Here is a 23,024-nt window from a genome sequence, read left to right on the forward strand (position 1 = left end):
AATCCTGGTCGCCAATTGCGGGGAAATCGCGTGAGGATCCTCCTCTTGATCGCCGCGCTGATGCTGAGCGGGACGGGATTTGCGCAAACTCCACCGGAGACGCACCCGATCACGATTGGCGTCAACCACGGCATCGCTTCGGAGCCGCTCGGGGAAACCCGCGCGATCAATGTCGTGCTGCCGGCGCGCTACGATCAAGAGCCCACCAAACATTATCCTGTCCTCTATCTCATCGACGGCGGCGTCGAACAGGATCTGCTGCACGTCTCGGGGGCTGCTCATCTTGGGGCCTTGTGGGGCCGCTCGGCCGAGGCGATTGTCGTCGGCGTCGAGACGAAGGACCGCCGCAAGGAACTGGTCGGCCCGACCAGCGATCCGGAGCTTTTGAAGCGCTATCCGACCGCGGGTGCGTCGGCGCAATTTCGCGCATTCCTTCGTGACGAAGTCATCCCGCTGATCGAGCGCTCATACCGGACCAACGGGCGAAACGCGGTTCTGGGAGAATCGCTTGCTGGCCTGTTCATCGTCGAAACCTATCTGAAAGAGCCGGCGCTTTTCGATGCCTATGCGGCGATCGACCCCAGCCTGTGGTGGGACAATGAAGCCTTGTCGAAGAATGCCGCCGCCTTGGCCGGCGACCAGCGGCGATGGCCTCCGCTTTACATGGCGATGGCGAAAGAGCAGGCGGAGGAACCGTCCGCGATGAACCGCCTGCTCGGCATATTGCGTCCCGATGTGCGGAACTTGTGCCTTGTGGCTCGACCGGACCTTTTGCATTCTACGATTTACCAGCAGCTTACGCCGCAGGCGCTGCAATTCATACTTCCGCCGGCGGAAGCGCCTCCCCCAGAATTCGGCTTCGAGGTCCAATGTTCTCCAAAATCCTGATCGCCAATCGCGGGGAGATTGCCTGCCGCGTCATTCGCACGGCGCGGAGGATGGGCATCAAGACGGTGGCCGTTTATTCCGATGCCGACGCGCGGGCGCCGCATGTGCGGATGGCCGACGAGGCGGTGCGGCTGGGGCCGCCGCCGGCTGCGGAAAGCTATTTGAACGCCGAGCTCATCATCGACGCCTGCAAGGCGACGGGGGCCGAGGCGGTGCATCCGGGATATGGCTTCCTGTCGGAGCGGGAGAGTTTCGCCAGGGCGCTGGCGGATAACGATATCGCCTTCATCGGGCCTCCGCCCAACGCCATCGCGGCGATGGGCGACAAGATCGAATCGAAGAAGCTCGCCAAGGAAGCGGGCGTCAACGTCGTTCCCGGCTATCTCGGCGAGATCGCGGACACGGACGACGCGGTGAAAATCGCCTCCGACATCGGCTATCCGGTGATGATGAAGGCTTCGGCCGGCGGCGGCGGCAAGGGCATGCGGCTCGCCTGGTCCGAGAAGGACGTGCGCGAGGGCTTCGAGGCGACCAAGCGCGAGGGGCTGGCGAGCTTCGGCGACGACCGCGTCTTCATCGAGAAGTTCATCGAGAGCCCGCGCCATATCGAGATCCAGGTGCTGGGCGACCAGCACGGCAACATCATTTACCTCGGCGAACGCGAATGCTCGATCCAGCGCCGCCATCAGAAGGTCGTCGAGGAGGCGCCCTCGCCTTTCGTCACGCCCGAAATGCGCAAGGCGATGGGCGAGCAGGCCGTCGCGCTGGCGCGGGCGGTGGGCTATTATTCGGCGGGGACGGTCGAACTCATCGTCTCCGGCGCCGACACGACCGGCAAGGGCTTCTACTTTCTCGAAATGAACACCCGGCTCCAGGTCGAGCATCCGGTTACGGAAGAGGTGACCGGCCTCGACCTCGTCGAGCAGATGATCCGCGTCGCCGCCGGCGAAAAGCTGAGCTTCGGCCAGGACGACGTGAAGCTCACCGGCTGGGCGATCGAGAGCCGCGTCTATGCCGAGGATCCGTATCGCGGGTTCCTGCCCTCCACCGGGAGGCTGGTCAGATATCGTCCGCCGAGCGCAGTCCTTCGAGACGCCGCTTCGCCAGGCTCAGCGGCTCCTCAGGATGAGCGGGTACACGGACAATCACGGGCCAAATCCGCTCATCCTGAGGAGGGACTGAGCCCGGGCGAAGGCCCGTCTCGAAGGACCGCCCGCTCCATCACCCGCGTCGATGACGGCGTGGTCGAGGGCGGCGAGGTTTCGATGTTCTACGATCCGATGATCGCCAAGCTCATCACCTGGGCCGATACGCGAGAGGAGGCGATTGATGCCCAGATCACGGCGCTCGACGCCTTCGTCGTCAATGGCATCGGCCACAATGTCGATTTCCTCTCCGCGCTGATGCAGCATCCGCGTTTTCGCGCCGGCGAGATCACCACCGGCTTCATCGCCGAGGAATATCCCGAAGGTTTCCAGGGCGCACCGGCCGGCGACGCGCTCCGGCGCCAGCTCGCCGCGCTGGGGGCCTTGATCGCGACGGCCGAGGCGAGCCGCGCCCGCCACATAGACGGCCAGCTCGGCGAACCGCTGGCCGCGCCGAGCCAATGGGTCGCCCGCATCGACGGCGAGGATTTCGATGTCTCCGTCAATGGCGAGGGCATCACCGTGGCCGGGGAGCCGCTGACGGTCGATCTCGGCTACACGCCCGGCCAGCGCCTCGTCGAGGCCATCATCGATGGCGAGCCGCTGACCGTGCAGGTCGAGCGCAAAGGCTCCTCCTGGCTGTTCACGACGCGCGGCGCACGCCACGACGTACGCGTGCTGACGCCGCGCTCGGCCGCGCTCGCCGCTCACATGATCGAGAAGGTGCCGCCGGACCTTTCCAGATATCTGCTCTGCCCGATGCCCGGCTTGCTCACCGCGCTCCATGTCGGCGCGGGCGACAAGGTCGAGGCCGGCCAACCGCTCGCCGTCGTCGAGGCGATGAAGATGGAGAATATCCTCCGCGCCGAGAAAGCGGGCGTGGTCGCGAAGGTGGAGGCGAAGCCCGGCGAAAGCCTGGCGGTGGACGCGGTGATCCTGGAGTTCGAATAGATATCTTTCTCCCTTGGGAGTCCGACGACAAAGCGCGTCCCCGAAAGCGAGCAGTGACCGCTGCGTAAGCTGGGCGCCGACCGTCGGAGCCTGGTTCAGCTCGGCATCAGCACCGCGTCGACCACATGGACCATCCCGTTCGACTGGACGAGGTCGGGCTGGGTCACGCGCGCTTGGCCGCCGGCCGCGTCGGTGACGACGAGGACGTCGCCGGAGCGGCTGACCTTCAAATTGCCGCCGCCGAGCGTCGCCAGCTCCGCGGTGCCGCCGGCCGCCTCGGCCGCCTTGGCCAGGTCCGCAACCGTCACCACACCAGGGACGATGTGATAGGTCAGAATGGTCGTCAGCCGGCTCTTCTCCTCCGGCTTCATCAGCGTGTCGACGGTTCCGGCCGGGAGCTTCTGGAAAGCGCCGTTGGCCGGCGCGAAGACGGTGTAGGGGCCAGGTCCGGCGAGCGTAGCCTCCAGCCCGGCGGCGCGCACCGCCGCGAGCAGCGACGAATGGTCCGCCGATCCGCCTAGCGTCTCGGCTATCGTGCTGTCCGCGGAGGCCGGGACGAGAGCGGGATTGCCGGCTTCAGCGCCGGCGTCCACGGCGGCGGCGCCGTTTCCGGCCGGCGCGTCGGCTTCATTCTCGCTGCCGCAGGAGGCCAAAGCCGCCGCCGCGGCGATCAGCAGAGCGTTGCGGGTCGTTCGGATGACCATTTGAAATACTCCTTCCACAGCCCCCGCTTCATTACGCACGAGGCAACGTACCGGTTGCGTCACGACGTTCCGAAAAAGGGCCGCGCCTTTCGGCACGGCCCTGTCGGTATCAATCCGGATACGGGCTTACACCAGCGCCGGAATGATGCTCTGGATCAGCCTCGTCTCGGCATCGGCGCGATAGATGTAGCCGTCATTGTAGCGGTACATATAATCGCCATTGTCGACATATTGGCTGCGATACTGGTACGGCAGATTATAGGCGCTGTACCCGATCGGGAGCGTCTGCCCAACATTGAGATCGCCGGCGAGCAGAGCCACCACCGCCTGGATCATGCCCGTCGTGGGATCGACCTGGTAGATGCCGCCGTCGCCGTAGCGATAATAAGCATCGTCCGTGTCGTAATAATAATCCCGATACTGGTAGGGCACGTTATAGGCGTCGTAGCCGACCGGCATCAGCTGGCCGACCGCAAAGCCGCCGCCGAGCAGCGGGATCACGTCGGCGACCAGGTTGGTGCTGGCGTTCACGCGATAGATGTAGCCGTCGTCATAACGGTAATAATTGTTCGGCGTGTCATAATAGATATCCCTGTAGCGATAGGGCAGCTGGGCGCGACGGCCCCAGGCCGGAGCCCATGCCGGCGGAGCCGACCGTCCGATCGGGTAGAAGTTGCTCGCCGCGCGGAAATAGTTCGGCGAGACGTTCCGGTAGAGGTAGCGGTAATCGCGATTATTCTGGCGATAGCTGGCGAGCCTGTAGCGCTGAGCCTGCTGCGCGTAGAAACGCTGCCGGTCCTGCCAGCGATCACGGGCGGCGAGCTGCCGCTGGAGCTGGCGCTGGTCCTGGATGCGTTCGCGGCGGACCTCGCGCCGTTGCTGCTGGCGACGGTCTTCCAACCGCTCGCGGGCGGCGACGCGCTGCTGCTCCTGCCGCTGATTCTCGAGCCGCTCGCGCAGCGCCTGGCGCTGCTGCTGCTCCCGGCGATCCTCGGCCCGGTCGCGATTGGCGACGCGCTGCTGTTGCTGGCGCCTGTCCTGCAGCCGTTCACGGGCCGCTTCGGCCTGACGTTGTTCCTGAGCGCGATTGCGGGCCTGCGCCTGCCTCTGCTCCTGGGCGCGATTGTCGCGGGCCTTGGCCTGGCGCTGCTCTTGGGCGCGCTCGCGCTGCTGCGCCTGCCTCTGGTCCTGAGCCCGTTCGTTGCGGGCGGCGGCCTGGCGCTGATCCTGGGCGCGCTCGCGCACCTGCGCCTGCCTCCTGTCCTGGGCACGGTCTCTGGCTGCCGCCTCCCGGCGCTGCTCGGCGCGATTGGCATCGGCACGGGCATTGGCCGCGACCCTGGCGCGATTCTCTTGACGCTCAGGAGTCGCGCGGGCCTTGACGCGGGCATTGGCTTGGGTGCGCGCCTGGGCGCGGTTGCGATCGGCGCGCGCATTGGCCTTGGCTTTCGCCTGAACGTTCGCCCGGGCCTTGGCCCGGTCGTTCTGGCCTTGCGCCGCCTTGCCGCGATCCTGCGCCTGGGTGACGGCGGGCATCGAGACCGCCATGGCGGCGACGCTCGCGAACATTAGAAGCTTACGCATGAATCTTCTCCTTCGTTGCCGTCAAAAACGGCTGGGGAGTACGGCGTGTTCCTCCGAGATTCGAACGATTCGCCGCATCTGATCCTCCTATGGACCCTTGCGGCTGAACTCCTTCTGAGTAAGTCGTTCATCCAAGCGTCCGCCCGCACCGCGATCGTCTTGCGCGGGGGCCGGAATGTCTTCTCCGCGACTGCGCGGCTTCCCCCGCGCGTCGCGAAACATCGCCGCCCTGACTATGGCGAGTGTTCCGGACCAACGGATTCTCCGATCGTCCGAACCGGTGGCCACCCGATCCTTCGTCGGACCGATCGGCTTTGTCGCAGGATCGCGCACTTTTGTCCCGGCGCCATGGGCGAAGGCACCAACCTGGCCGATCCTGGTCGGATGCGACGATTCCCCCTCCAATGCTGATGGCGAGTGACAGGCCGCTGGCTTTGCGGCAGACGAGACTCTCGTCCAGGCGAGGTGCCATCACGTACATGCCGTCCGCGAGAAAAGACGCCCGCTGGCCCGAAGCGATCCTGCTTACCGTCTCCCTGTGGCTGTTCGTGCTGCTGATGTTCCTGCCGATCATCAGCGCCCGTCATGCTCCCGGCGACTGGGCCAGCCTCATGCTCGACGTCTCCACGATCATCGTGGTGTCGATGCCGCTCGCCATGCCCCTGTTCCTGCTGTTCAAGCGCACGGTCAACTGGCCGCAGGGCGCGCGAGCCCTGCTGTTGATCTCCGGCGTCATCTTCGCCGCCGTCGCCAACACCGTGTTCGACCTGCTTTATACGGGCTGGGTCGCGAACAATCTCGAAGCCTCGTGGTCGTCGCTGCCGCGCGACATGGAACGCGGCTACGATGTGGCGCTCAAATATATCCTGGTCTTCTCCGTCAACGTCGCGCTGTTCCAGCTCAGCTTCGCGCGCCGCCAGGAGCGGCGGCAGGAACGCCAGTTGGTCGACGCGCGCTCCACGGCGCAACAGGCCCAGCTCGCCGCTCTGCGCTATCAGCTCAATCCCCACTTCCTGTTCAACACGCTGAACTCGATCTCCGCGCTGATCGTGACGGGCCGCAACGACGACGCCGAGGAAATGACCGACAAATTGTCGAGCTTCCTGCGCATCTCGCTCGCCTGCGATCCCGCCCAGCTCGTTCCGCTCGAACAGGAGTTGGCGCTCATCGAGGAATATCTCGAAATCGAGGCGGTGCGATTCGGCGAACGGCTCAATGTGGATATCCATTGCGCGGCCGATGCGTGCGCTGCGCTGGTGCCCGGTTTCCTCGTCCAGCCGCTGGTCGAAAACGCGATCAAGCACGGCGTCGCGCCGTCGCGCGATCCGGTCAACATCGCCGTCAAGGCAAGCGTCGAGGAAGGAGACCTGTGCATCACGGTCGCGAACGACCGGGTGCCGGCGCGTAGCGGGATAGCCAGCGGCCGCAGCGGCGTCGGACTGATCAACGTCGAACGGCGCCTAGAAGCGGTCTACGGCAAGGCCGCCAGCCTCACGACCGAGAAGAATGACAGCGGATATGTCGCCACGATTTGCATTCCGGAGATACAGCGGACGCATTGACTAAGCCCGGCGACCTCCGGAATAAGCGTCCGGGCCGATCTGGTCTTGGGGAGTGGTGTGGATGCGTGTGCTGCTCGTGGACGACGAAGCTCTCGCTCTGGATCGACTGCGCACCTTTTTCGAGAATATCGAGGGGGTGGAAGTCGTCGGCCAGGCGCAGGACGGCGACGAGGCGCTGACCGAGATCGCGCGTCTTACCCCCGATTTGGTCATCCTGGACGTTCAGATGCCGGGCAAGAACGGCCTGCGCGCCGCCGCCGAGCTCGACATCGATCCGCGGCCCGAACTCGTCTTCGTGACCGCCCACGAACATTATGCGCCGGACGCCTTCGACGTCGACGCCGCCGATTATCTGCTGAAGCCGGTTCGGTTCGATCGGCTGCGCCAGGCGGTCGATCGGGCGCGGCGCCGGCGGGCGATGCGCGATCAGGCGGCTCGCGCCGGCGCGCTGGAAGAGGAAGTCGCGACCTTGAGGTCGAACGGCTCGACGGGTCTCGACGATAACGGTTTCTGGGTGCCGGAGCGGCACGGGCAGCGACGCGTGCCGATCGACAGCATCGACTGGATAGAAGCGGCGCGCGATTATGTCCTGCTCCATACCGACATACGCAGCTACATGCTGCGCACGACCATGGCGGCGCTGGAGGAGAAATTGAAGGGGACGGCGCTGCTTCGCGTCCATCGCTCGGCCTTCGTGCGCCCGGACAAAGTGGTGGAAGTGAAGCGCGCCAACCGGTCGCTGACCCTGGTGCTGGCGGACGCCGCCAACGTGCAGGTGGGGCCGAGCTATGTCGGCGCGGTGAAGGAAGCGCTCAAGCTAGACTGACCGGGTCAGCCGCGGCCCTCGGGGCGGTCGGATTTGCCGCCCGCGCGCCTGGCCTCGGGCAGCAACTTGGCGCCGAACAGGCCGTGGGAAGGATTGGGCCGCCGCGTTTGCGTCGGCGAAGGCGGCTGCGCCGCGCGGTCCGCTCCTCCCGGCTCACCGAAAATCGACGTCTGCCCCATTCTCAGCGGTTCAGAACGCCATCGTCATCGACGTCGCGGCCGTGACCAGCATCGTCGTCACGAACAACGCCGCGATGCAGGTGGAAACGGTGCGAAACAGCTCCGCGGTCATTGCCTTGCTCCCATCAGGTTCCGGCCCCTAGCCGGTGAATGGAGGCTTAGGCCTCTCGCTTATGGGCAGCGCGGTCTTGTCGACGGCGGTACCCGCCGGGGCGACGAGCAAACGGAAATGCGACCAAGCCGCCATCGGCTTCGACAAGGATGCGGCGGGCGGCGACCGAGTTCGGGCGCAAGCACCGGGATGCGGCCGCGGCGTCCTGCCATTAGGGATGCCCCATGAACCAGATAGATCAAATGGATTGGGCGCGGATCGGCGGCGATCTCAACGCACAGGGCTGGGCGGTGGCGAAGGCGCTGCTCGGAGCCGAGGAATGCGCCGGGCTTTCCATGCTTTACGAAGAGGACGGCCGCTTCCGCGGCACCGTGACGATGGCGCGGCACGGCTTCGGCAAGGGCGAATATCGCTACTTCGCTTATCCGCTGCCCGGCATCGTCGCCGATCTCAGGACCCAGCTCTACGCGCGGCTCGCGCCCGTCGCCAACCGCTGGAACCGGACGATGGGAATCGATACATCGTTTCCGGACAACCATGCCGATTTCCTCGCCCGCTGCCATGCCGCCGGCCAGGCGCGGCCGACGCCGCTCATCCTGCGATACGGGCCGGGCGACTATAATTGCCTGCACCAGGACCTCTACGGCGAGCATGTCTTTCCGCTCCAGGCCGCCATTCTGCTCGACCGGCCGGGCGAGGATTTCACCGGCGGCGAGTTCCTGCTCACCGAGCAGCGCCCGCGCATGCAATCGCGAGGATCGGTCGTGCCGCTAAGGCAGGGCGACGCCGTGATCTTCGCGGTCAACCAGCGCCCGGTGCAGGGTAGCCGCGGCCCCTATCGGGTCACCATGCGCCACGGCGTGAGCGCGCTGCGCTCAGGACGGCGGCACACGCTCGGTATCATCTTACACGACGCGACTTAGGCCATTCGCGTGGCTATGTGGGCGTCGATCTCCTGCTCCAGCACAGTCATCGGCACGCCGCCCGTCTTCACTACGGCGTCGTTGAAGGCGCGATAGTCATAGCGCCCGCCGAGCTCCGCCTCGGCCTTGTCGCGGAGGCGGTTTATCTCGTTGTGGCCCATCTTGTAGCCGCAGGCCTGGCCGGGCCAGGCGCAATAGCGATCGACCTCGCCCTGCACTTCCTCGACGGTGGAGCCGTTGGTGGTGGCGAACCACTGGATGGCGTGGTCGCGGGTCCAGCGCTTGGCGTGGAGGCCGGTATCGACCACCAGGCGGCAGGCGCGGAACATCATCGACTGGAGATAGCCGAGGCGGCCGTGCGGATCGCCCTCATAGGCGCCCAATTCGTCGGCGAGCTGCTCGGCATAGAGCGCCCAGCCTTCCGAATAAGCGTTGAAGGCAAGCAGGGAGCGGACGAGCGGCAGGTCGTACGTATATTCGCCCTGCCAGATGTGGCCGGGAATGCCCTCGTGATAGGTGAGCGTCGGCAAAGCGTAGCGCGGCCACATGCCGGTGTCGCGCAGGTTGATATAATATTGGCCCGGCACCGATCCGTCGATCGTGCCGGCCGCGGCATAGCCGCCCGGCGCGCCCGCCTCGATCGCTTCCGGCACCCGCTTCACCACCAGCCGGCCCGGCACCAGCGTCTCGAAGGCGCGGGGCAGGCGGGTGCGGATATCGGCGACACGGCCGTCGATATAGTCGAGTATCCGAGCGCGGCCGACATCGGTGTTGGGGAAGAGATGCTCGGGTTTCTTGCCGAGAGCCGTCATGCGCTCACCCACCGTGCCCTGGGTCAGCCCCTGGGCGCGCAGCAGCGGGTCCATCTGGGCGGAGAGCTCGCGCAATTGATCGAGGCCGAGCTGGTGAACTTCGTCGGGCGCCAGGTTGGACGTGGTCGCCGCGCGCAGCGCCCAGCCATAATAAGCCTCGCCGTCCGGCAGCTTCCAGACACCGGCATCCCGGGTGGCGCGGGCGCGGTGACGCTCCAGCTCGGCGATCTGGCGGTCCATCGCCGGTGCGACCTTGTCGGCGGCGAGCCGCGCGGCTCGGCCCGCATGGTCGCCGGGCAGGGATACGGTTCGCCCGGCAAGCGACGTGACCAGCGTCCAGCCGGCGATCGGCTCAGCCCGCGACCCCTTCATCTGCTTCAAGGTCTTGTCGAGGAGGAAGGCCGGAGCGACCACGCCGATGCCCGCATCATGGGCGAGGCGCTCGGTCTCGCCGTCCAAAGCTTCCGCATAGGTTTCGAGCCGGGCGAGATAGGCCTCGGCGTCGGCGGCATTTTCGATCTTGTGGTTGCTGTCGAGGAAATCGGGAATTTCGACGAACGCGCCGGTATTCTGCGCGACCACATAAGGCGCGTTGCGGTACGACCATTGCTGGCTCAAGGAGACCACATCGCCGAAAGGGAAAGCGAAGCCGTCGACCGCGAGCTGGTGGGCGGTGCGGACCACCGCCAGATCGGTGCGGGCGCGAGCGCCGAGAGCCGCCTCGTCGATCGCCTCCAGCCGGGTGAGGCGCGACGCCGCGGCGGCGGCATGGGCTCGGCGGCCGGCGAGCGAACGGTCGGTCAGGCGCGATTTGAGCGCATAGCGGTCGCCGGTGTCGAGGCCGAGGGCCGAGGCATTCTCCGGATATTCCGAGAGCAGATCCTCGGCGATGCCGGCGAGCAGGCGCTGCACCGCCCTGTCGCCGCCGGAAGCCTCCGCGGGAAGCATGGTCGCGCAGCCGGAGAGCAGGGGCGCCGCCGCGAACGCGCCGGCCGTCCCCAGAAAATCGCGACGGTCCACTCTCAACATGGGCTTTCTCCCGCTTCGCCGTTGAACGCCCTATTTCCACGCCGGAGCGCGCTCCGCAATGGCGGCGGCAGCAACCGGCGGGACGGTGAAGGGAAAGACGAGGTCGAGCGGGAGCGAACCGCCGTCAGGCAGCGCGGCGCTGGGCTTGCGCCGTCAGCGCTGGCCGCTCACGATGGCCGTCCGTCGGCAGGGTGGCCCTGGTGCCGATCCGCAATGCCGCGCGGCCTTCCAGCTTGGCCTGGTACATCAGGCGATCGGCCAGATCGATATCCGCCTCGGTCGCTCCTCCGGCCCCCGGCTCCAGCAGCAGGACGCCGGTGCTGCACCGAATCGGATAGGGCGTGAGGGCGAGAACGGCATTCATCCGGTCGTGCAGCCGCTCAGCCATATGGCGGCCCTCGCTCTCGTCCCGGGCCGGGAGAAAGAGCAGGAATTCGTCGCCGCCGATGCGGGCGAACGCGTCAGCCGCGCGGATATGCTCGCGCACGCCTGATGCGAACGCACGCAGAGCCTCGTCGCCGGCTGCGTGGCCATGCCGGTCGTTGACCAGCTTGAAACCGTCGAGATCGACATAAGCGAGGATCGCCCATTCCCTGCGGCGGGTGGCGGCTACCTGCTCGTGAAAGGCCTGCTTGCTGAGCGCGCCGGTCAGCTCGTCGCGGCGGGCCCGCTGCCATTCCCGGTCGTAGGATCGCCGGAAGCCGCCCACGAGCAGAACGATGATCGCGACGGCGAGCACCCGCATCGCAAGGTTCCAGGCGATCGCCGCCTCGCCCACCGGATAGGCGTTGATGCCATGGGTGAGGATCGAAATTCCCGCGCAGAAAAAGCCGACCGCGAAGCCTGCCCGCAGTCCGATCGTCCAGGCCGGAAAGCATATGATAAGCAGATAGATCGGACCGAACCAGACGTCGGGGCCGAGCGCACGGCTGACCGCGGCGGCCAGCAGCACCGCCGCCGCGGTCAGCGTCCACGCGCGCGCCGGCGAAATCCGTGTCGCCGATCCGATCAGCGCGTCGAGCAAGGCTTCGCCCGCCCATCGGCTGGGAAGCGGATTCGACCGCGAGCCTGTCATCCATCTCATTTCGCCGGAGTAACGGATGAGCGCCTAATTTTGGGTGAAACGGGAACAGGCTCCGCTTTGCCGCGCCGCTGGCGCGCGCTTGACTTTTTGCGGTGCAACATTCATATGCGCGCCCAGCGAAGCATCATGCAGCGTGAACGGGCGGCATCGCCCCGGCTCTGCTTCGTACTCTTTCAAGCTTCCCCTTTTCACGCGGGTCGGCAAAACCCGCCGCGTTTCCGCGCGCCCTTTTTTTGGGCGGCGCAGGGGGCGCCGCTTATCAAGTGAGTTACAATAATCATGTCGTTCGAAAATCTCGGGCTTTCACAGCCCGTCCTCCAGGCGCTCGCGCTCAAGGAATATACCAAGTCGACGCCGATCCAGGAGCAGGCGATTCCCCTGCTGCTGCAGGGCCGCGACCTGCTCGGCATCGCGCAGACCGGGACCGGCAAGACCGCCGCGTTCATGCTGCCATCGATCGATCGCCTCACCGCCAGCGACAAGCGTCCGCAGCCGCGCACGTGCCGGATGCTGGTGCTGGCGCCGACGCGCGAACTAGCCAGCCAGATCGCGGAGAGCGCGCGCGGCTATGCGCGGTTCAGCCATATGAACATCGCCACCGTGTTCGGCGGCACTTCGATCAACAAGAACCGGCAGGAGCTGAGCCGCGGCGTCGATATCCTCGTCGCCACGCCGGGCCGCCTGATGGACCTGATCGAGCAGCGCATCCTGTCGCTGAACGCCGTCGAGATCCTCGTCCTCGACGAGGCCGACCAGATGCTCGACCTGGGCTTCATCCACGCGCTGAAGGCGATCGTGAAGATGCTTCCGGCCAAACGCCAGTCGCTCTTCTTCTCGGCGACCATGCCCAAGGCGATCAGGGAATTGGCCGACAAGTTCCTGACCGATCCGGTGCAGGTCGCGGTGACTCCGGCCGCTACGACGGTGGAGCGGATCGACCAGTTCGTCACCTTCGTCCAGCAGACCGAGAAGCAGGCTTTGCTCACCATGATGCTGCGCGCCGGATTCTCCGAAAAGGGGAATATGGACCGCGTCCTCATCTTCACCCGCACCAAGCACGGCGCTGACCGGGTGGTGAAACTGCTCACCGGCAACGGCATCGCGTCCAACGCCATCCACGGCAACAAGAGCCAGCCGCAGCGCGAGCGGGCGCTCGGCGAGTTCAAGTCGGGCAAGGTCAAGATCCTGGTCGCGACCGACATCGCCGCGCGCGGCATCGATGTTTCGGGCGTCAGCCATGTCATCAATTTCGAGCTGCCCAACGTCTCCGAGCAATATGTCCACCGCATCGGGCGGACGGCGCGGGCCGGGGCGGCGGGCATCGCCATCGCTTATTGCGCGGAGGATGAGCGCGCTTATCTCAAGGGCATCGAGAAGCTCACCAAGCAGCGCATCGAGGTGGTGCCGCTGCCGGAGAATTTCGTCAACGAAGCCAACAAGATCAAGGCGAGTCGTGTCGCCGTCCCGGGCGGAGCGGGCGATCGCCAGGAACGTGGCGGCGAGGACCGCAACCGGGTCCGCCGCCCCAAGAGCCGGCGCCCGAATTTCGGCGCGGCCGGCGCGCCCAAGACCAACCGCTCGCGCCGCCGCGCCTCGGGGCGGTAAGGCCGCCGTCTCGCGAAGGCGCCGTCACGGCGCCCTCGCGACGGTTCGTGCTGGCAACCATGCCCTCGTCTGAATAAGGCGGGGGCATGTTGCGTTTCGGAACCGTCGCGCTCGCGCTCGCGAGCACATCCGCCCTCGCCCAGCCCGCCGAGATCGTCGTCACCGGCCGCGGACTCGACGCGGCGGCCGGCGAGGACGCCTATGGTGCGGTGGTCATCGGCCGCGATCGGCTGACGGGCTCCGCCTCCGGCCGGCTCGACGAGATATTGAAGGACGTGCCGGGCCTGCAGCTCTTCCGGCGCTCCGACGCGCGCTCCGCCAATCCGACCAGCCAGGGCGTAACCCTAAGGGCGCTGGGCGGCAACGCTTCGAGCCGGGCGTTGCTGATCCTCGACGGCGTTCCGCAGACCGATCCCTTCGGCGGCTGGATCAGCTGGCCCGCTTACGATCCGGAGCGGCTCGACGCGGTGCGGGTGGTGCGCGGCGGCGGCAGCGGCGTCCATGGCTCGGGCGCGCTCGCCGGCACGATCGAGATGTTCAGCGCCGATCCCGAAGATCTGGCCGGCGCGCGCGCGGCGCTCGCTTATGGCAGCCGCGACAGCGTCGATGTCTCGGCCGGTCTGGGCACCGCGCTGGGGAGCGGATTCCTGTCGCTGTCGGGCAATTACGGCCGGGGCGACGGCTTTATCCCCATCATCCGGGAACAGCGCGGCCCGGTGGACCGGGCGTCCCCGTACGAGCAGGCGAGCGCGTCGCTGCGGGCGGTGGCGCCGCTCGGCTCCGACGTCGAATTGCAGGCGAGCGGACTCGTCTTCCGCGACGAGCGCGAGCGCGGCGTGCCGTTCACCGGCAACAGCACGACCGGGGCCGACGCGTCGGCGCGGCTGGTCGGGCGGGATTGGTCGGCGCTCGCTTATGTGCAGACCCGCGATTATTATAACAGCTTCGCCAGCGTCGACGACGAACGCGAAAGCGCGAACCAGGTGGCGGAACAATATAGCGTTCCTTCGACCGGGCTTGGCGCAAGCGCCGAATATCGGCCTCCGCTCGGCGATGCGATCGAGCTGCGGATCGGCGGCGACTGGCGCGAGACGATCGGCAAGACGCAGGAGCGTTTCTTCTTCCAGGAAGGCGTCGGCACGCGCGGCAGGGCGGCCGGCGGACGGACGCGCACCGTCGGCGGCTTCGCCGAGGCGGCGTGGGAGAGCGGGCCGCTGACGCTCACCGGCGGCGCGCGGATCGATCGCTGGTGGATTTCCGACGGCTTTCTCGCCGAACGGGAGCTCGCAACGGGCGGCGTGCTGAACGACATCGCCTTCGCCGACCGGTCGGGCTGGGAGCCGACGGGCCGGGCGGGCGTGGCCTGGCGCGCCGGCGAGGCGGTGACCTTGCGCGGCGCCGCCTATCTTGGCTGGCGGCTGCCGACCCTCAACGAGCTTTACCGCCCGTTCCGGGTCGGCTCGGACGCGACCGCCGCCAATGCCGATCTCGCGCCCGAGCGGCTGCGCGGCGTCGAGGCGGGGATCGAGGTGCGGCCGCTGCCGGCGGCGCGGATCGGGCTCACTTTGTTCGCCAACCGCCTCGAGGGCGCCGTCGCCAACGTCACCCTGGGCGAAGGACCGGGGCAGTTTCCAGGCGTCGGCTTCGTCGGCGCCGGCGGCCAATATCGCCAGCGCCGCAATCTCGACGCGATCGACGCCCGGGGGATCGAGCTGGACGCCGCCCTCGATCTCGGCGCCTTCTCGCTGTCGGCGGGCTATGCCTTCACCGACGCCGAGATCCGCGCGGACGGTCCCGCTTTGCCCCTGGACGGCCTGAGACCGGCCCAGACGCCGCGTCACAGCTTCGCCTCCCGGCTTGCCTGGCGCGACGCCGGCGGCGCCCGCGCCTCCATCGCCGCCCGCTATGTCGGCGCGCAGTTCGAGGACGACCTCAACGGCGAGAGCCTGCCCGACGCGCTGACCGTCGATGCCGCCGCGACGTTCCCGCTGAGCTCCCGCCTCGCCATTGAGGCCCGGGCCGAGAATATCGCCGACGCCCGCGTCGTCGCCGGCATATCGGGCGACGGCCTGGTCGAGCGGGCGACCCCCCGCACATTGTGGATCGGCCTTCGCTTCCGCGATTGAAGCAAAAGCGGTGGGGAACGCGGTTAACCAGCCATTATCCGTCTTCGGCTAAGCTAGCTGGCCATGGAACAGACTGACGGAATATCGCGCCAGGGAGGCGCGGAGACGGACCCGGCGCCGAATGTGACGATCGGGCGGCGGGAGACGCAGCGCGCCCGCGTCCAGCTCGCCGCGACCCTGTCGGCGACGACTCGCGATTATCCGGTCGCGCTCAGGAACCTGTCCTGCACCGGCGCCATGGTCGAGGGCGAGGCACTGCCGGCGACCGGACGCACGGTCGCATTGAAGCGCGGCGGCATCGACGAACTCGCCGATGTGGTGTGGGTGCGCGGCAGCCAGTGCGGGCTCCACTTCCTCGATCCGATCGCCCACGATCGGGTTCTCGCCATCGCGGCCTGCGCTCCGGAAGCCAGAATCTCGGCGCCGGCCAGCCTCTATACGCCCCCTTCGCTTCCGAACGAGCGGCTGAGCGCCGAGGATTGGGCGCGCGCCAAGCTGCGCGCGAGCCGGATGCCGCGCTGACCGGAAAGACGAGACTGGCCCGGCGTGGCGCGCGCTCCTAAGACAACAGGATGCGAACCAGGAACGTGATGACGCGCGGACATTGGTCGTGGCGGGACGATCCTTCGGTGCCCGCCTTCGCCGACCAGCATCCGCTAATCGTCTTCGACGGCGAATGCGTCCTGTGCTCGGCCAATGCGCGCTTCGTGCTCGCCCACGACCGGACTCGTCGTTTCCGGCTGACGACGACGCAGGGGCCGCTCGGCCAGGCATTGTATCGGCATTTGCGCCTGCCCACCGACCATTATGAGACGATGCTGCTGATCGAGGGCGGGCGCATGTTCGCCGATAGCGATGCGGTCATCGGCGTCTGGCGCGGACTGGGGTGGCCATGGCGCGCGGCCGCGGCGGCGGCAATCGTGCCGCGATGGGTACGCGACCCGCTCTACCGCCTCGTCGCCCGCAACCGCTTCCGGCTGTTCGGCCGGCGCGACCTTTGCTGGACGCCGACGCCCGAAATGGCCGACCGCATCCTGTGAAAAGGGTCCTGCTGATCGGCGGCTATGGCGGCTTCGGCGCGCGGATCGCCGCCCGGCTGGCGGCGGCCGGCTACGAAATCCTGGTGGCGGGCCGAAGCGGCGCGAAGGCGGAAGCCTTCTGCCGGGAGCGCCCCTCCATGCGGCCGCTCGCGCTGGATTCGCGGTCGGGCCTGGCCGAGGCGCTGGCGAACGAGCGGCCTTGGGCGGTCGTCGATGCGGCGGGGCCGTTTCAGGGCGCCGATCATGCGATCGCCGAGGCGGCGATCGCGGCCGGATGCCATTATGTCGACATCGCCGACGCGCGTGATTTCGTGACCGGCATCGGCGCTCTCGACACTGCCGCGAAGCAAGCCGGCGTGGCCGTCGTCGCCGGCGCGTCGAGCGTCCCGGCCTTGTCGGGGGCGGCGACGCAGGCGCTGGCGGCGGGGATGGAGGATGTCCGGGCGGTCGAGATCGCGATCAGCGCTTCCAACCGCGCCACGGCGGGCGAGGCGGTCGCGCGGGCGATACTCTCTTATGTTGGAAAGCCGGTGCGGCTGTGGCGCGGCGGGCGCTGTGCGCGCGGCCATGGCTGGCAGGAATTGCGACGCCAGGGCTTCCGGGTCGCCGGCGTGCCGCCGATCCGGCCGCGCCTGACGGCCATCGCCGATGTGCCGGACCTCGACCTACTGCCCGATCGGTTGCCGGGCCGGCCTGCGGTCACGTTCCGCGCCGGGACCGAGCTCGCCGCTCACAATCTCGCATTGTGGCTGCTGAGCTGGCCCGTGCGCTGGCGCTGGCTGCGCAGCCTCGCGCCGCTCGCCCCCCTTATCCTCGGCGCCCAGCGGCTGACCGCTTTCGCCGGCGGCGACCGGTCGGCGATGACGGTACGCCTGTTCGGAATCGCGGAGGGCCGGCGCGTCGAACGGCGCTGGACGCTGATCGCGAACAATGGCGACGGGCCGGAGATTCCGGGCCTTGCCGTGCCGATCATCCTCGACCTCATCGGGCGCGCCGCGGTTGAGGCAGGCGCTCGCGACGCCGGCGACCTGCTCGACCTGTCGGCGTTCGAGCCGGCTTTCTCCCGGCTCTCGATCGGACACGAAATCGTGGAGATTGAATCACCGCCGCCGCTTTACGCGCGAGTGATGGGAACGCGTTTCGACGCTCTGCCCCCGGCGGTGCGCGCCATCCATGACGTGCTTCGCGACGGCGGCGCGAGCGGCAGAGCGGAGGTTCGCCGAGGGCGCAGTCTCGCCGCGCGGCTCATTGCCGCCGCGATCGGCTTCCCGCCCGAGGGCGGGCACGCGCTGCACGTGCATTTCGAGGAGCATGGCGGCGTCGAGCGCTGGACGCGGTCCTTTTCCGGCCACCGCTTCGCGAGCAGCCTTTCGAAGCAAGGGCCGCTGCTGGTCGAGAGATTCGGTTTGCTCCGCTTCGGTTTCGACCTGCCGGGCGGCGCATCCGGGCTGACCATGGCGCTGCGGCGCTGGTGGCTCGGCCCGCTGCCGCTGCCGCTCGCGCTGGCGCCCCGTTCGCTCGCCCGTGAATGGGAGGAGGACGGCTGCTTCCATTTCGACGTGCCGATCAGCCTTCCGCTCGTCGGGCTCGTCGTTCATTATCGCGGCTGGCTCGCGCCGAACGCGGCCGCGCGCGAAGGCAAACCGGCCCTCCCGGGCTTCGTTCCGGCGACTGTTTGAGAAAGCAGGAAATAATCGGTTGACGCCGAACGCCTCTTCCGTGAGTTTAGGGGGGATGACCAACCGCGCTTCCCATTCCGGCATGATGCCCGCCGCCCCGGCGGATGCGGTCGTGTGCGCGCAAATCTGGTCCTGGTGGCGCGATGACGCGTTCGCGGCGGCATGCCTGCATCGATGGTGAAGACGACTCTTTAGGTCCGATATCTCACCCGATCAGCCCGCCGCCCGGCGGGCTTTTTTATTGCCTTTCTCACCAGGATTCTTCGCGATGTACATGAACACCAACCTTGCCGAGACCTTCGCCCCCGCCATCGCCCAGGACGCGGTTGAAACCGCGCTCGGCCGCCTGCTCATCGGCGAGTCGCTCAGCCGGAGCGAAGCCGAGCTTCTCTTCACCGACCTCGTCGAAGGGCGGCTCTCCGATCCCGCCATCTCGGCCATGCTGGTCGCGCTCAGGCTCAAGGGAGAGACCGCCGACGAGTTGATCGGCGCGGCCCGCGCGCTCCGCGTCGCCGATGCCGATTTCGAGCGGCCCGATTATCTGTTCGCCGACACCTGCGGCACCGGCGGCGACGGATCGGGATCGATCAACGTGTCGACCGCCGTCGCCTTCGTCGCGGCGGCCGCCGGGCTGCCGGTCGCCAAGCACGGCAACCGATCGGTGACCTCGCGTTGCGGATCGGCCGATGTGCTGGAACGATTGGGCGCGAAGCTCGACATACCGCCCGAAGTCTCGCGGCGGGCATTGGACGAAACGGGGGTCTGTTTCCTCTTCGCGCCGCGTTATCATCCAGGGCTCCGCCACGCGGGGCCGGTGCGGCGGGCGCTCAAGGTCAGGACGATCATGAACATACTCGGCCCCTGCGTGAACCCGGCCGAGCCCGGCGTCCAATTGCTTGGCGTCGCCGATCCGCGTCTGCTGGAACCGGTGGCGAAGACGCTGGCGGCGCTGGGGGTCGAGCGGGCGCTGGTCGTGCACGGAGCCGGGCTCGACGAGATGGCGCTCCATGGCGAGACCCATGCGGTGCGACTCGCCGATGGTCGGCTGGAGCCGATGATCATCGCGCCCGAGGAAGCGGGGCTGGCCCGCGCTCCGCTGGCGACGCTCGCCGGCGGTGGGCCGGAGGAGAATGCGGAGCGGCTGCGGATGCTGCTGCTCGGCAACGCGCCGGCGGCCGAGAACCAGGTGGTGGCGCTCAATGCCGGCGCGCTGCTGATGATCGCGGGGCTGGCCGTAGATTTGCGTGAGGGCACCGACCTCGCCTTGCAGGCGCTGGCTTCGGGCGAGCCGCACAAGCGGCTGAAGGCCTTCGTGGACGCGACCCATGGCTGAACGGAGCGTCCTCGGGGAAATCGTGGCGCGCAAGCGGATCGACGTGGCCGACCGGCTGCGTGGGGTGAGCCTTGACGATTTGAGGGCCCGGGCGCGGCCGACGCGGCGGAGCCTTCGGACGGCGCTCTCGCGTCCAGGCGCGCGCTTCGTCATGGAGGTGAAGCGGGGATCGCCGTCGCAGGGACGGCTTCGCGACGGCGTCGATCCGAAGGCGATGGCGCTGGCTTACCGGGGCGCGGCGGACGCGATCAGCGTGCTGACCGACGCGCCTTATTTCGGCGGTTCGTTCGCCGACCTGCGGGCGGTGCGGGAAGCCTATGACGGGCCGATCCTCGCCAAGGATTTCGTCGTCGATCCGCGGCAGGTGCCGGAGGCGCGCATCCAGGGCGCCGACGCGGTGCTGGCGATGCTGTCGGTGCTGTCTGACGCCCAGGCGGCGTACGTAATGGACGAGGCGCTGCGGCTCGGCATGGACGTGCTGGTCGAGGCCCATGACGAGGCCGAGGCGCGGCGGGCGGTGCGGCTCGGCGCGGCGATCGTCGGCATCAACAACCGCGATCTTCGCACCCTGTCCGTCGATCTGGGCGTGACGGAGCGTCTGGCGGGCCTGATCCCGCCGGATCGGCTGGTCGTCGCCGAATCGGGGATTGCGGATCGCGCCGATGTTGAGCGGCTGAGCCCGCATGCCGACGCTTGCCTTGTCGGGTCGTCGCTGATGCGCTCCGCCGATTCTCGCGGGGCGGCGCGCGCGCTCGCCTTCGGCCGGGTCAAGGTCTGCGGCCTGACCGATGCGCATGATGTCGAGACCGCGGCGGAGGCGGGAGCGGCCTATGCGGGGCTCGTCATGGTGCCGCATACGCCGCGCGCGGTGGCGGACGGAGCGGCCGAACGGCTTGCGCGGGCCGCCGCCGAAGAGGGGATGCCGATCGTCGGCGTGTTTCGCGACGAGAAGGTGACGAGGGTCGCCGATCGTGCGCGCGGCCTCGGATTGCGGGCGGTGCAGCTCCACGGCCGCGAGACGAGCGACTATATCGACGCGCTGCGCGGGCTGCTTCCGGACGAATGCGAGATATGGGCGGCGGGCGCCGTCGATCGGGACCTGCCGCCGCCGCGCGCGGGCGCGGACCGCACCTTGTTCGACACTGCTGTCGGCGGCCGCTCGGGCGGCACCGGACGAACATTCGACTGGACCCGGCTCAAGGGAAGGAGCGACCTTGGAAGCGCGATCCTCGCCGGCGGCCTGAAGCCGGCCAATGCGCGCGCGGCGAGCCGGGTCGGCGCGTTCGCGCTCGATGTCGGCTCCGGCGTCGAGATGGCGCCGGGCCGCAAGGATGCGGGCAAGCTCCACGCTTTCTTCGAGGCGCTTAGGGCGCCCGCGCGGGGAGAGACGGCGCCATGCTGATGCGCGGCCGGTTCGGCGATTATGGCGGCGCCTATGTGCCGGAGATCTTGATGCCGGCGCTGGAGGCGCTGGAGGAGGCGTTCCTGGCGGCGCAGGAGGATCCGGGTTTCCAAGCGGAGCTTGCCGGGTTGCTCGCCAAATATGCGGGGCGGCCGACTCCCCTCACCCGCTGCCGCAACCTGGGCTCGGACAAGGCCCGCCTCTATCTCAAGCGCGAGGACTTGCTCCACGGCGGCGCCCACAAGACCAACCAGGTGCTGGGACAGGCCTTGCTCGCGAAACGGATGGGCAAGACGCGCCTCATCGCCGAGACAGGGGCAGGCCAGCACGGCGTCGCCACTGCCATTGTCGGCGCGCTGTTCGGGCTCAGGACGCGCATCTATATGGGCGCGCACGACGCCGAGCGGCAGAAGCTCAACGTCTTCCGGATGCGGCTGATGGGGGCCGAGGTCGTGCCGGTGGAGAGCGGCGGGCGGGGCCTGAAGGACGCGGTCAACGAAGCGCTGCGCGACTGGACGGCGAGCTTCGCGGACACCCATTATCTGCTCGGCACGGTGGCGGGGCCGCACCCCTTCCCGCTGATAGTGCGTGAATATCAGCGCGTGATCGGCCAGGAAGCCCGCGCCCAAATAATGGAGGAGGAAGAGCGGCTGCCGGATGCGGTGATCGCCTGCGTCGGCGGCGGCTCCAACGCGATGGGGATGTTCGCCGATTTCGTCCAGGACGAAAGCGTAAGGCTGATCGGCGTCGAAGCCGCCGGCAAGGGGCTCGATACAGGCGAGCATGGCGCGACCCTGTTGCGCGGCCGGCCGGGGGTGCTGCATGGCGCGGAAACCTATGTGCTGCAGGATGCGGACGGGCAGATCAGCGACAGTTGGTCGGTCTCGGCGGGTCTCGATTATCCTGCCGTCGGCCCGGAACATGCCTTCCTGAAGGAGAGCGGTCGGGCCGAATATGTCGGCGCGACCGACCGCGAGGCGCTCGATGCGTTCGCCCTGCTTGCGCGCTCGGAAGGGATCGTCTGCGCCTTCGAGTCGGCACACGCTCTGGCCCATGCGCTCAAGATGGCCGAGGCGGCGACCGGCGAGACGGTGCTCGTCGTCAACCTCTCGGGGCGCGGCGACAAGGATATGGAGCAGGCGCAGCGGCTGCTGGGGTTCGAGGCATGAACGACCGCTACGGCGCGATGTTCGCCCGGCTCCGCGCCCGCGGCGAAGGCACGTTCGGCGCGTTCGTGATGCTCGGTGACCCAGACGTGGAGACGTGCGGGGCCATCCTCGACGCTCTGGTCGAGGGCGGCGCCGACATGCTGGAAGTCGGCATACCTTTCTCCGATCCCGTCGCCGACGGCCCGACCATCCAGGCGGCGGCGGAGCGGGCGCTGCGCCTTGGCGTTACACCAACCGACTGCTTCCGTCTCCTCGCGGCATTCCGTTCCCGTCATCCGCATGTGCCGGTGGGCGTGCTGACCTATGCCAATCTGGTCCTCGCCCGCGGCCGCGACGCATTCTACCGCGCGGCGGCGGAGGCCGGGGTGGACAGCGTGCTGGTCGCCGACGTGCCGGCCTTCGAGTCGGCGCCGTTCGCGCGCGCGGCGGAAGCGCAAGGGGTGGCGCCGGTGCTGGTCGCCGCGCCCAACACGCCGCCGGCGACGCTGAAGCGGGTGGCGGCGCTCGGGCGGGGCTATACTTATTGCGTCGCGCGCGCCGGAGTGACGGGCGCCGGGACGGAATTGCGGCTCGACCATGGCGCGCTGTTCGCCGGGCTGGCGGCCGCGGCGGCGCCGCCGCCTGTCCTCGGCTTCGGCATTTCGACTCCAGCCCATGTGCGGGCGGCGCTCGACGCGGGCGCGGCCGGTGTCATTTCGGGCTCCGCCATCGTCGCGATCGTCGCGCGCGACGCTGCTCCGATCCCGGCCGTCCGCGCCTTTGCCGCCGCCATGAAGTCGGCCACGCTGCCCCGCTCGGGCTGAGCCGCGCCGCCCTTGCCAATTTCGGTTGCAAGGCGACGCGCCGCCGTCCAAGCTGTTGCGAGATAAAA

At 68.1% G+C, this 23,024-nt stretch carries 18 protein-coding genes; 14 read left to right on the plus strand and 4 right to left on the minus strand.

Features of this window, described 5'->3' with window-relative positions; all coding sequences use genetic code 11:
* Window positions 1–30 precede the first annotated feature (30 nt).
* Both ACFQRC_RS06955 and ACFQRC_RS06960 read left to right on the plus strand, forming a co-directional pair.
* Entirely contained in the window at window positions 31–888 is an 858-nt protein-coding gene (locus tag ACFQRC_RS06955; RefSeq protein WP_379959325.1) for an alpha/beta hydrolase, read from the plus strand.
* Entirely contained in the window at window positions 870–2,984 is a 2,115-nt protein-coding gene (locus tag ACFQRC_RS06960) for a biotin carboxylase N-terminal domain-containing protein (protein ID WP_379959327.1), read from the plus strand. The genes ACFQRC_RS06955 and ACFQRC_RS06960 overlap by 19 nt, the downstream gene beginning before the upstream one ends.
* Before the next feature lie 95 nt (window positions 2,985–3,079).
* Here ACFQRC_RS06960 and ACFQRC_RS06965 read toward each other — a convergent pair whose 3' ends face one another.
* Both ACFQRC_RS06965 and ACFQRC_RS06970 read right to left on the minus strand, forming a co-directional pair.
* Window positions 3,080–3,688, minus strand: coding sequence for a fasciclin domain-containing protein (locus ACFQRC_RS06965; protein WP_379959329.1), 609 nt, complete (start codon window positions 3,686–3,688; stop codon window positions 3,080–3,082).
* Between the two features lie 126 nt (window positions 3,689–3,814).
* Entirely contained in the window at window positions 3,815–5,272 is a 1,458-nt protein-coding gene (locus ACFQRC_RS06970; RefSeq protein ID WP_379959331.1) for a hypothetical protein, read from the minus strand.
* Between the two features lie 479 nt (window positions 5,273–5,751).
* Between ACFQRC_RS06970 and ACFQRC_RS06975 the strand changes: the two genes are divergently transcribed.
* From ACFQRC_RS06975 to ACFQRC_RS06985, 3 genes are all read left to right on the plus strand, one after another.
* The gene (locus ACFQRC_RS06975) at window positions 5,752–6,834 is read left to right on the plus strand and encodes a sensor histidine kinase (RefSeq protein ID WP_379959334.1); all 1,083 of its coding nucleotides are present in this window, start codon (window positions 5,752–5,754) and stop codon (window positions 6,832–6,834) included.
* 61 nt (window positions 6,835–6,895) lie between these two features.
* Complete coding sequence (locus tag ACFQRC_RS06980) at window positions 6,896–7,660, plus strand: LytR/AlgR family response regulator transcription factor (RefSeq protein ID WP_379959337.1); 765 nt, start codon at window positions 6,896–6,898, stop codon at window positions 7,658–7,660.
* 515 nt (window positions 7,661–8,175) lie between these two features.
* Window positions 8,176–8,874 (plus strand): 2OG-Fe(II) oxygenase, encoded by a 699-nt coding sequence (locus ACFQRC_RS06985; protein WP_379959339.1) that lies wholly within the window; start codon window positions 8,176–8,178, stop codon window positions 8,872–8,874.
* Here ACFQRC_RS06985 and ACFQRC_RS06990 read toward each other — a convergent pair.
* A complete protein-coding gene (locus ACFQRC_RS06990; protein ID WP_379959341.1) occupies window positions 8,871–10,715 on the minus strand; it encodes a DUF885 domain-containing protein in 1,845 nt (614 codons plus the stop codon). The two genes, ACFQRC_RS06985 and ACFQRC_RS06990, sit on opposite strands and share 4 nt — an antisense overlap.
* A gap of 124 nt (window positions 10,716–10,839) precedes the next feature.
* On the minus strand, window positions 10,840–11,790 hold the full coding sequence (locus ACFQRC_RS06995) for a GGDEF domain-containing protein (RefSeq protein ID WP_379959344.1): 951 nt from the start codon (window positions 11,788–11,790) through the stop codon (window positions 10,840–10,842).
* A gap of 288 nt (window positions 11,791–12,078) precedes the next feature.
* On the opposite strand from ACFQRC_RS06995, the gene ACFQRC_RS07000 reads away from it, so the two are divergent.
* The 9 genes from ACFQRC_RS07000 (at window position 12,079) to trpA (ending at window position 22,956) form a co-directional block, all read left to right on the plus strand.
* Window positions 12,079–13,404, plus strand: coding sequence for a DEAD/DEAH box helicase (locus tag ACFQRC_RS07000; protein ID WP_379959347.1), 1,326 nt, complete (start codon window positions 12,079–12,081; stop codon window positions 13,402–13,404).
* 86 nt (window positions 13,405–13,490) lie between these two features.
* Entirely contained in the window at window positions 13,491–15,530 is a 2,040-nt protein-coding gene (locus tag ACFQRC_RS07005; protein WP_379959350.1) for a TonB-dependent receptor, read from the plus strand.
* Window positions 15,531–15,593: 63 nt separating this feature from the next.
* The gene (locus ACFQRC_RS07010) at window positions 15,594–16,052 is read left to right on the plus strand and encodes a PilZ domain-containing protein (RefSeq protein ID WP_379959352.1); all 459 of its coding nucleotides are present in this window, start codon (window positions 15,594–15,596) and stop codon (window positions 16,050–16,052) included.
* 68 nt (window positions 16,053–16,120) lie between these two features.
* A complete protein-coding gene (locus ACFQRC_RS07015) occupies window positions 16,121–16,570 on the plus strand; it encodes a thiol-disulfide oxidoreductase DCC family protein (protein ID WP_379959354.1) in 450 nt (149 codons plus the stop codon).
* Window positions 16,567–18,249 (plus strand): DUF4166 domain-containing protein, encoded by a 1,683-nt coding sequence (locus ACFQRC_RS07020; RefSeq protein WP_379959356.1) that lies wholly within the window; start codon window positions 16,567–16,569, stop codon window positions 18,247–18,249. The genes ACFQRC_RS07015 and ACFQRC_RS07020 overlap by 4 nt, the downstream gene beginning before the upstream one ends.
* Window positions 18,250–18,517: 268 nt before the next feature.
* On the plus strand, window positions 18,518–19,582 hold the full coding sequence (gene trpD, locus ACFQRC_RS07025) for an anthranilate phosphoribosyltransferase (protein ID WP_379959358.1): 1,065 nt from the start codon (window positions 18,518–18,520) through the stop codon (window positions 19,580–19,582).
* The gene (trpCF, locus tag ACFQRC_RS07030) at window positions 19,575–20,984 is read left to right on the plus strand and encodes a bifunctional indole-3-glycerol-phosphate synthase TrpC/phosphoribosylanthranilate isomerase TrpF (protein WP_379959360.1); all 1,410 of its coding nucleotides are present in this window, start codon (window positions 19,575–19,577) and stop codon (window positions 20,982–20,984) included. The genes trpD and trpCF overlap by 8 nt, the downstream gene beginning before the upstream one ends.
* A complete protein-coding gene (gene trpB / locus ACFQRC_RS07035; protein ID WP_379959362.1) occupies window positions 20,978–22,153 on the plus strand; it encodes a tryptophan synthase subunit beta in 1,176 nt (391 codons plus the stop codon). Before trpCF ends, trpB begins: the two co-directional genes overlap by 7 nt.
* A complete protein-coding gene (trpA, locus tag ACFQRC_RS07040; protein ID WP_379959365.1) occupies window positions 22,150–22,956 on the plus strand; it encodes a tryptophan synthase subunit alpha in 807 nt (268 codons plus the stop codon). The genes trpB and trpA overlap by 4 nt, the downstream gene beginning before the upstream one ends.
* Window positions 22,957–23,024: the final 68 nt, after the last annotated feature.

It is taken from the genome of Enterovirga sp. GCM10030262 (genome assembly GCF_042666435.1).
Classification (GTDB): Bacteria; Pseudomonadota; Alphaproteobacteria; order Sphingomonadales; family Sphingomonadaceae; genus Allosphingosinicella.

Bases quoted from the DNA above. Each gene is read 5' to 3' on its own strand.
- trpD (WP_379959358.1), top strand. From the start codon at position 18,518: ATGTACATGAACACCAACCTTGCCGAGACCTTCGCCCCCGCCATCGCC.
- ACFQRC_RS06965 (WP_379959329.1), bottom strand. From the start codon at position 3,688: ATGGTCATCCGAACGACCCGCAACGCTCTGCTGATCGCCGCGGCGGCG.
- ACFQRC_RS07005 (WP_379959350.1), top strand. From the start codon at position 13,491: ATGTTGCGTTTCGGAACCGTCGCGCTCGCGCTCGCGAGCACATCCGCC.
- ACFQRC_RS07015 (WP_379959354.1), top strand. From the start codon at position 16,121: ATGACGCGCGGACATTGGTCGTGGCGGGACGATCCTTCGGTGCCCGCC.
- ACFQRC_RS06990 (WP_379959341.1), bottom strand. From the start codon at position 10,715: ATGTTGAGAGTGGACCGTCGCGATTTTCTGGGGACGGCCGGCGCGTTC.
- ACFQRC_RS07010 (WP_379959352.1), top strand. From the start codon at position 15,594: ATGGAACAGACTGACGGAATATCGCGCCAGGGAGGCGCGGAGACGGAC.
- ACFQRC_RS06980 (WP_379959337.1), top strand. From the start codon at position 6,896: ATGCGTGTGCTGCTCGTGGACGACGAAGCTCTCGCTCTGGATCGACTG.
- ACFQRC_RS06985 (WP_379959339.1), top strand. From the start codon at position 8,176: ATGAACCAGATAGATCAAATGGATTGGGCGCGGATCGGCGGCGATCTC.
- trpB (WP_379959362.1), top strand. From the start codon at position 20,978: ATGCTGATGCGCGGCCGGTTCGGCGATTATGGCGGCGCCTATGTGCCG.
- ACFQRC_RS07000 (WP_379959347.1), top strand. From the start codon at position 12,079: ATGTCGTTCGAAAATCTCGGGCTTTCACAGCCCGTCCTCCAGGCGCTC.
- ACFQRC_RS06970 (WP_379959331.1), bottom strand. From the start codon at position 5,272: ATGCGTAAGCTTCTAATGTTCGCGAGCGTCGCCGCCATGGCGGTCTCG.
- ACFQRC_RS06960 (WP_379959327.1), top strand. From the start codon at position 870: ATGTTCTCCAAAATCCTGATCGCCAATCGCGGGGAGATTGCCTGCCGC.
- ACFQRC_RS06995 (WP_379959344.1), bottom strand. From the start codon at position 11,790: ATGACAGGCTCGCGGTCGAATCCGCTTCCCAGCCGATGGGCGGGCGAA.
- trpA (WP_379959365.1), top strand. From the start codon at position 22,150: ATGAACGACCGCTACGGCGCGATGTTCGCCCGGCTCCGCGCCCGCGGC.
- trpCF (WP_379959360.1), top strand. From the start codon at position 19,575: ATGGCTGAACGGAGCGTCCTCGGGGAAATCGTGGCGCGCAAGCGGATC.
- ACFQRC_RS06975 (WP_379959334.1), top strand. From the start codon at position 5,752: ATGCCGTCCGCGAGAAAAGACGCCCGCTGGCCCGAAGCGATCCTGCTT.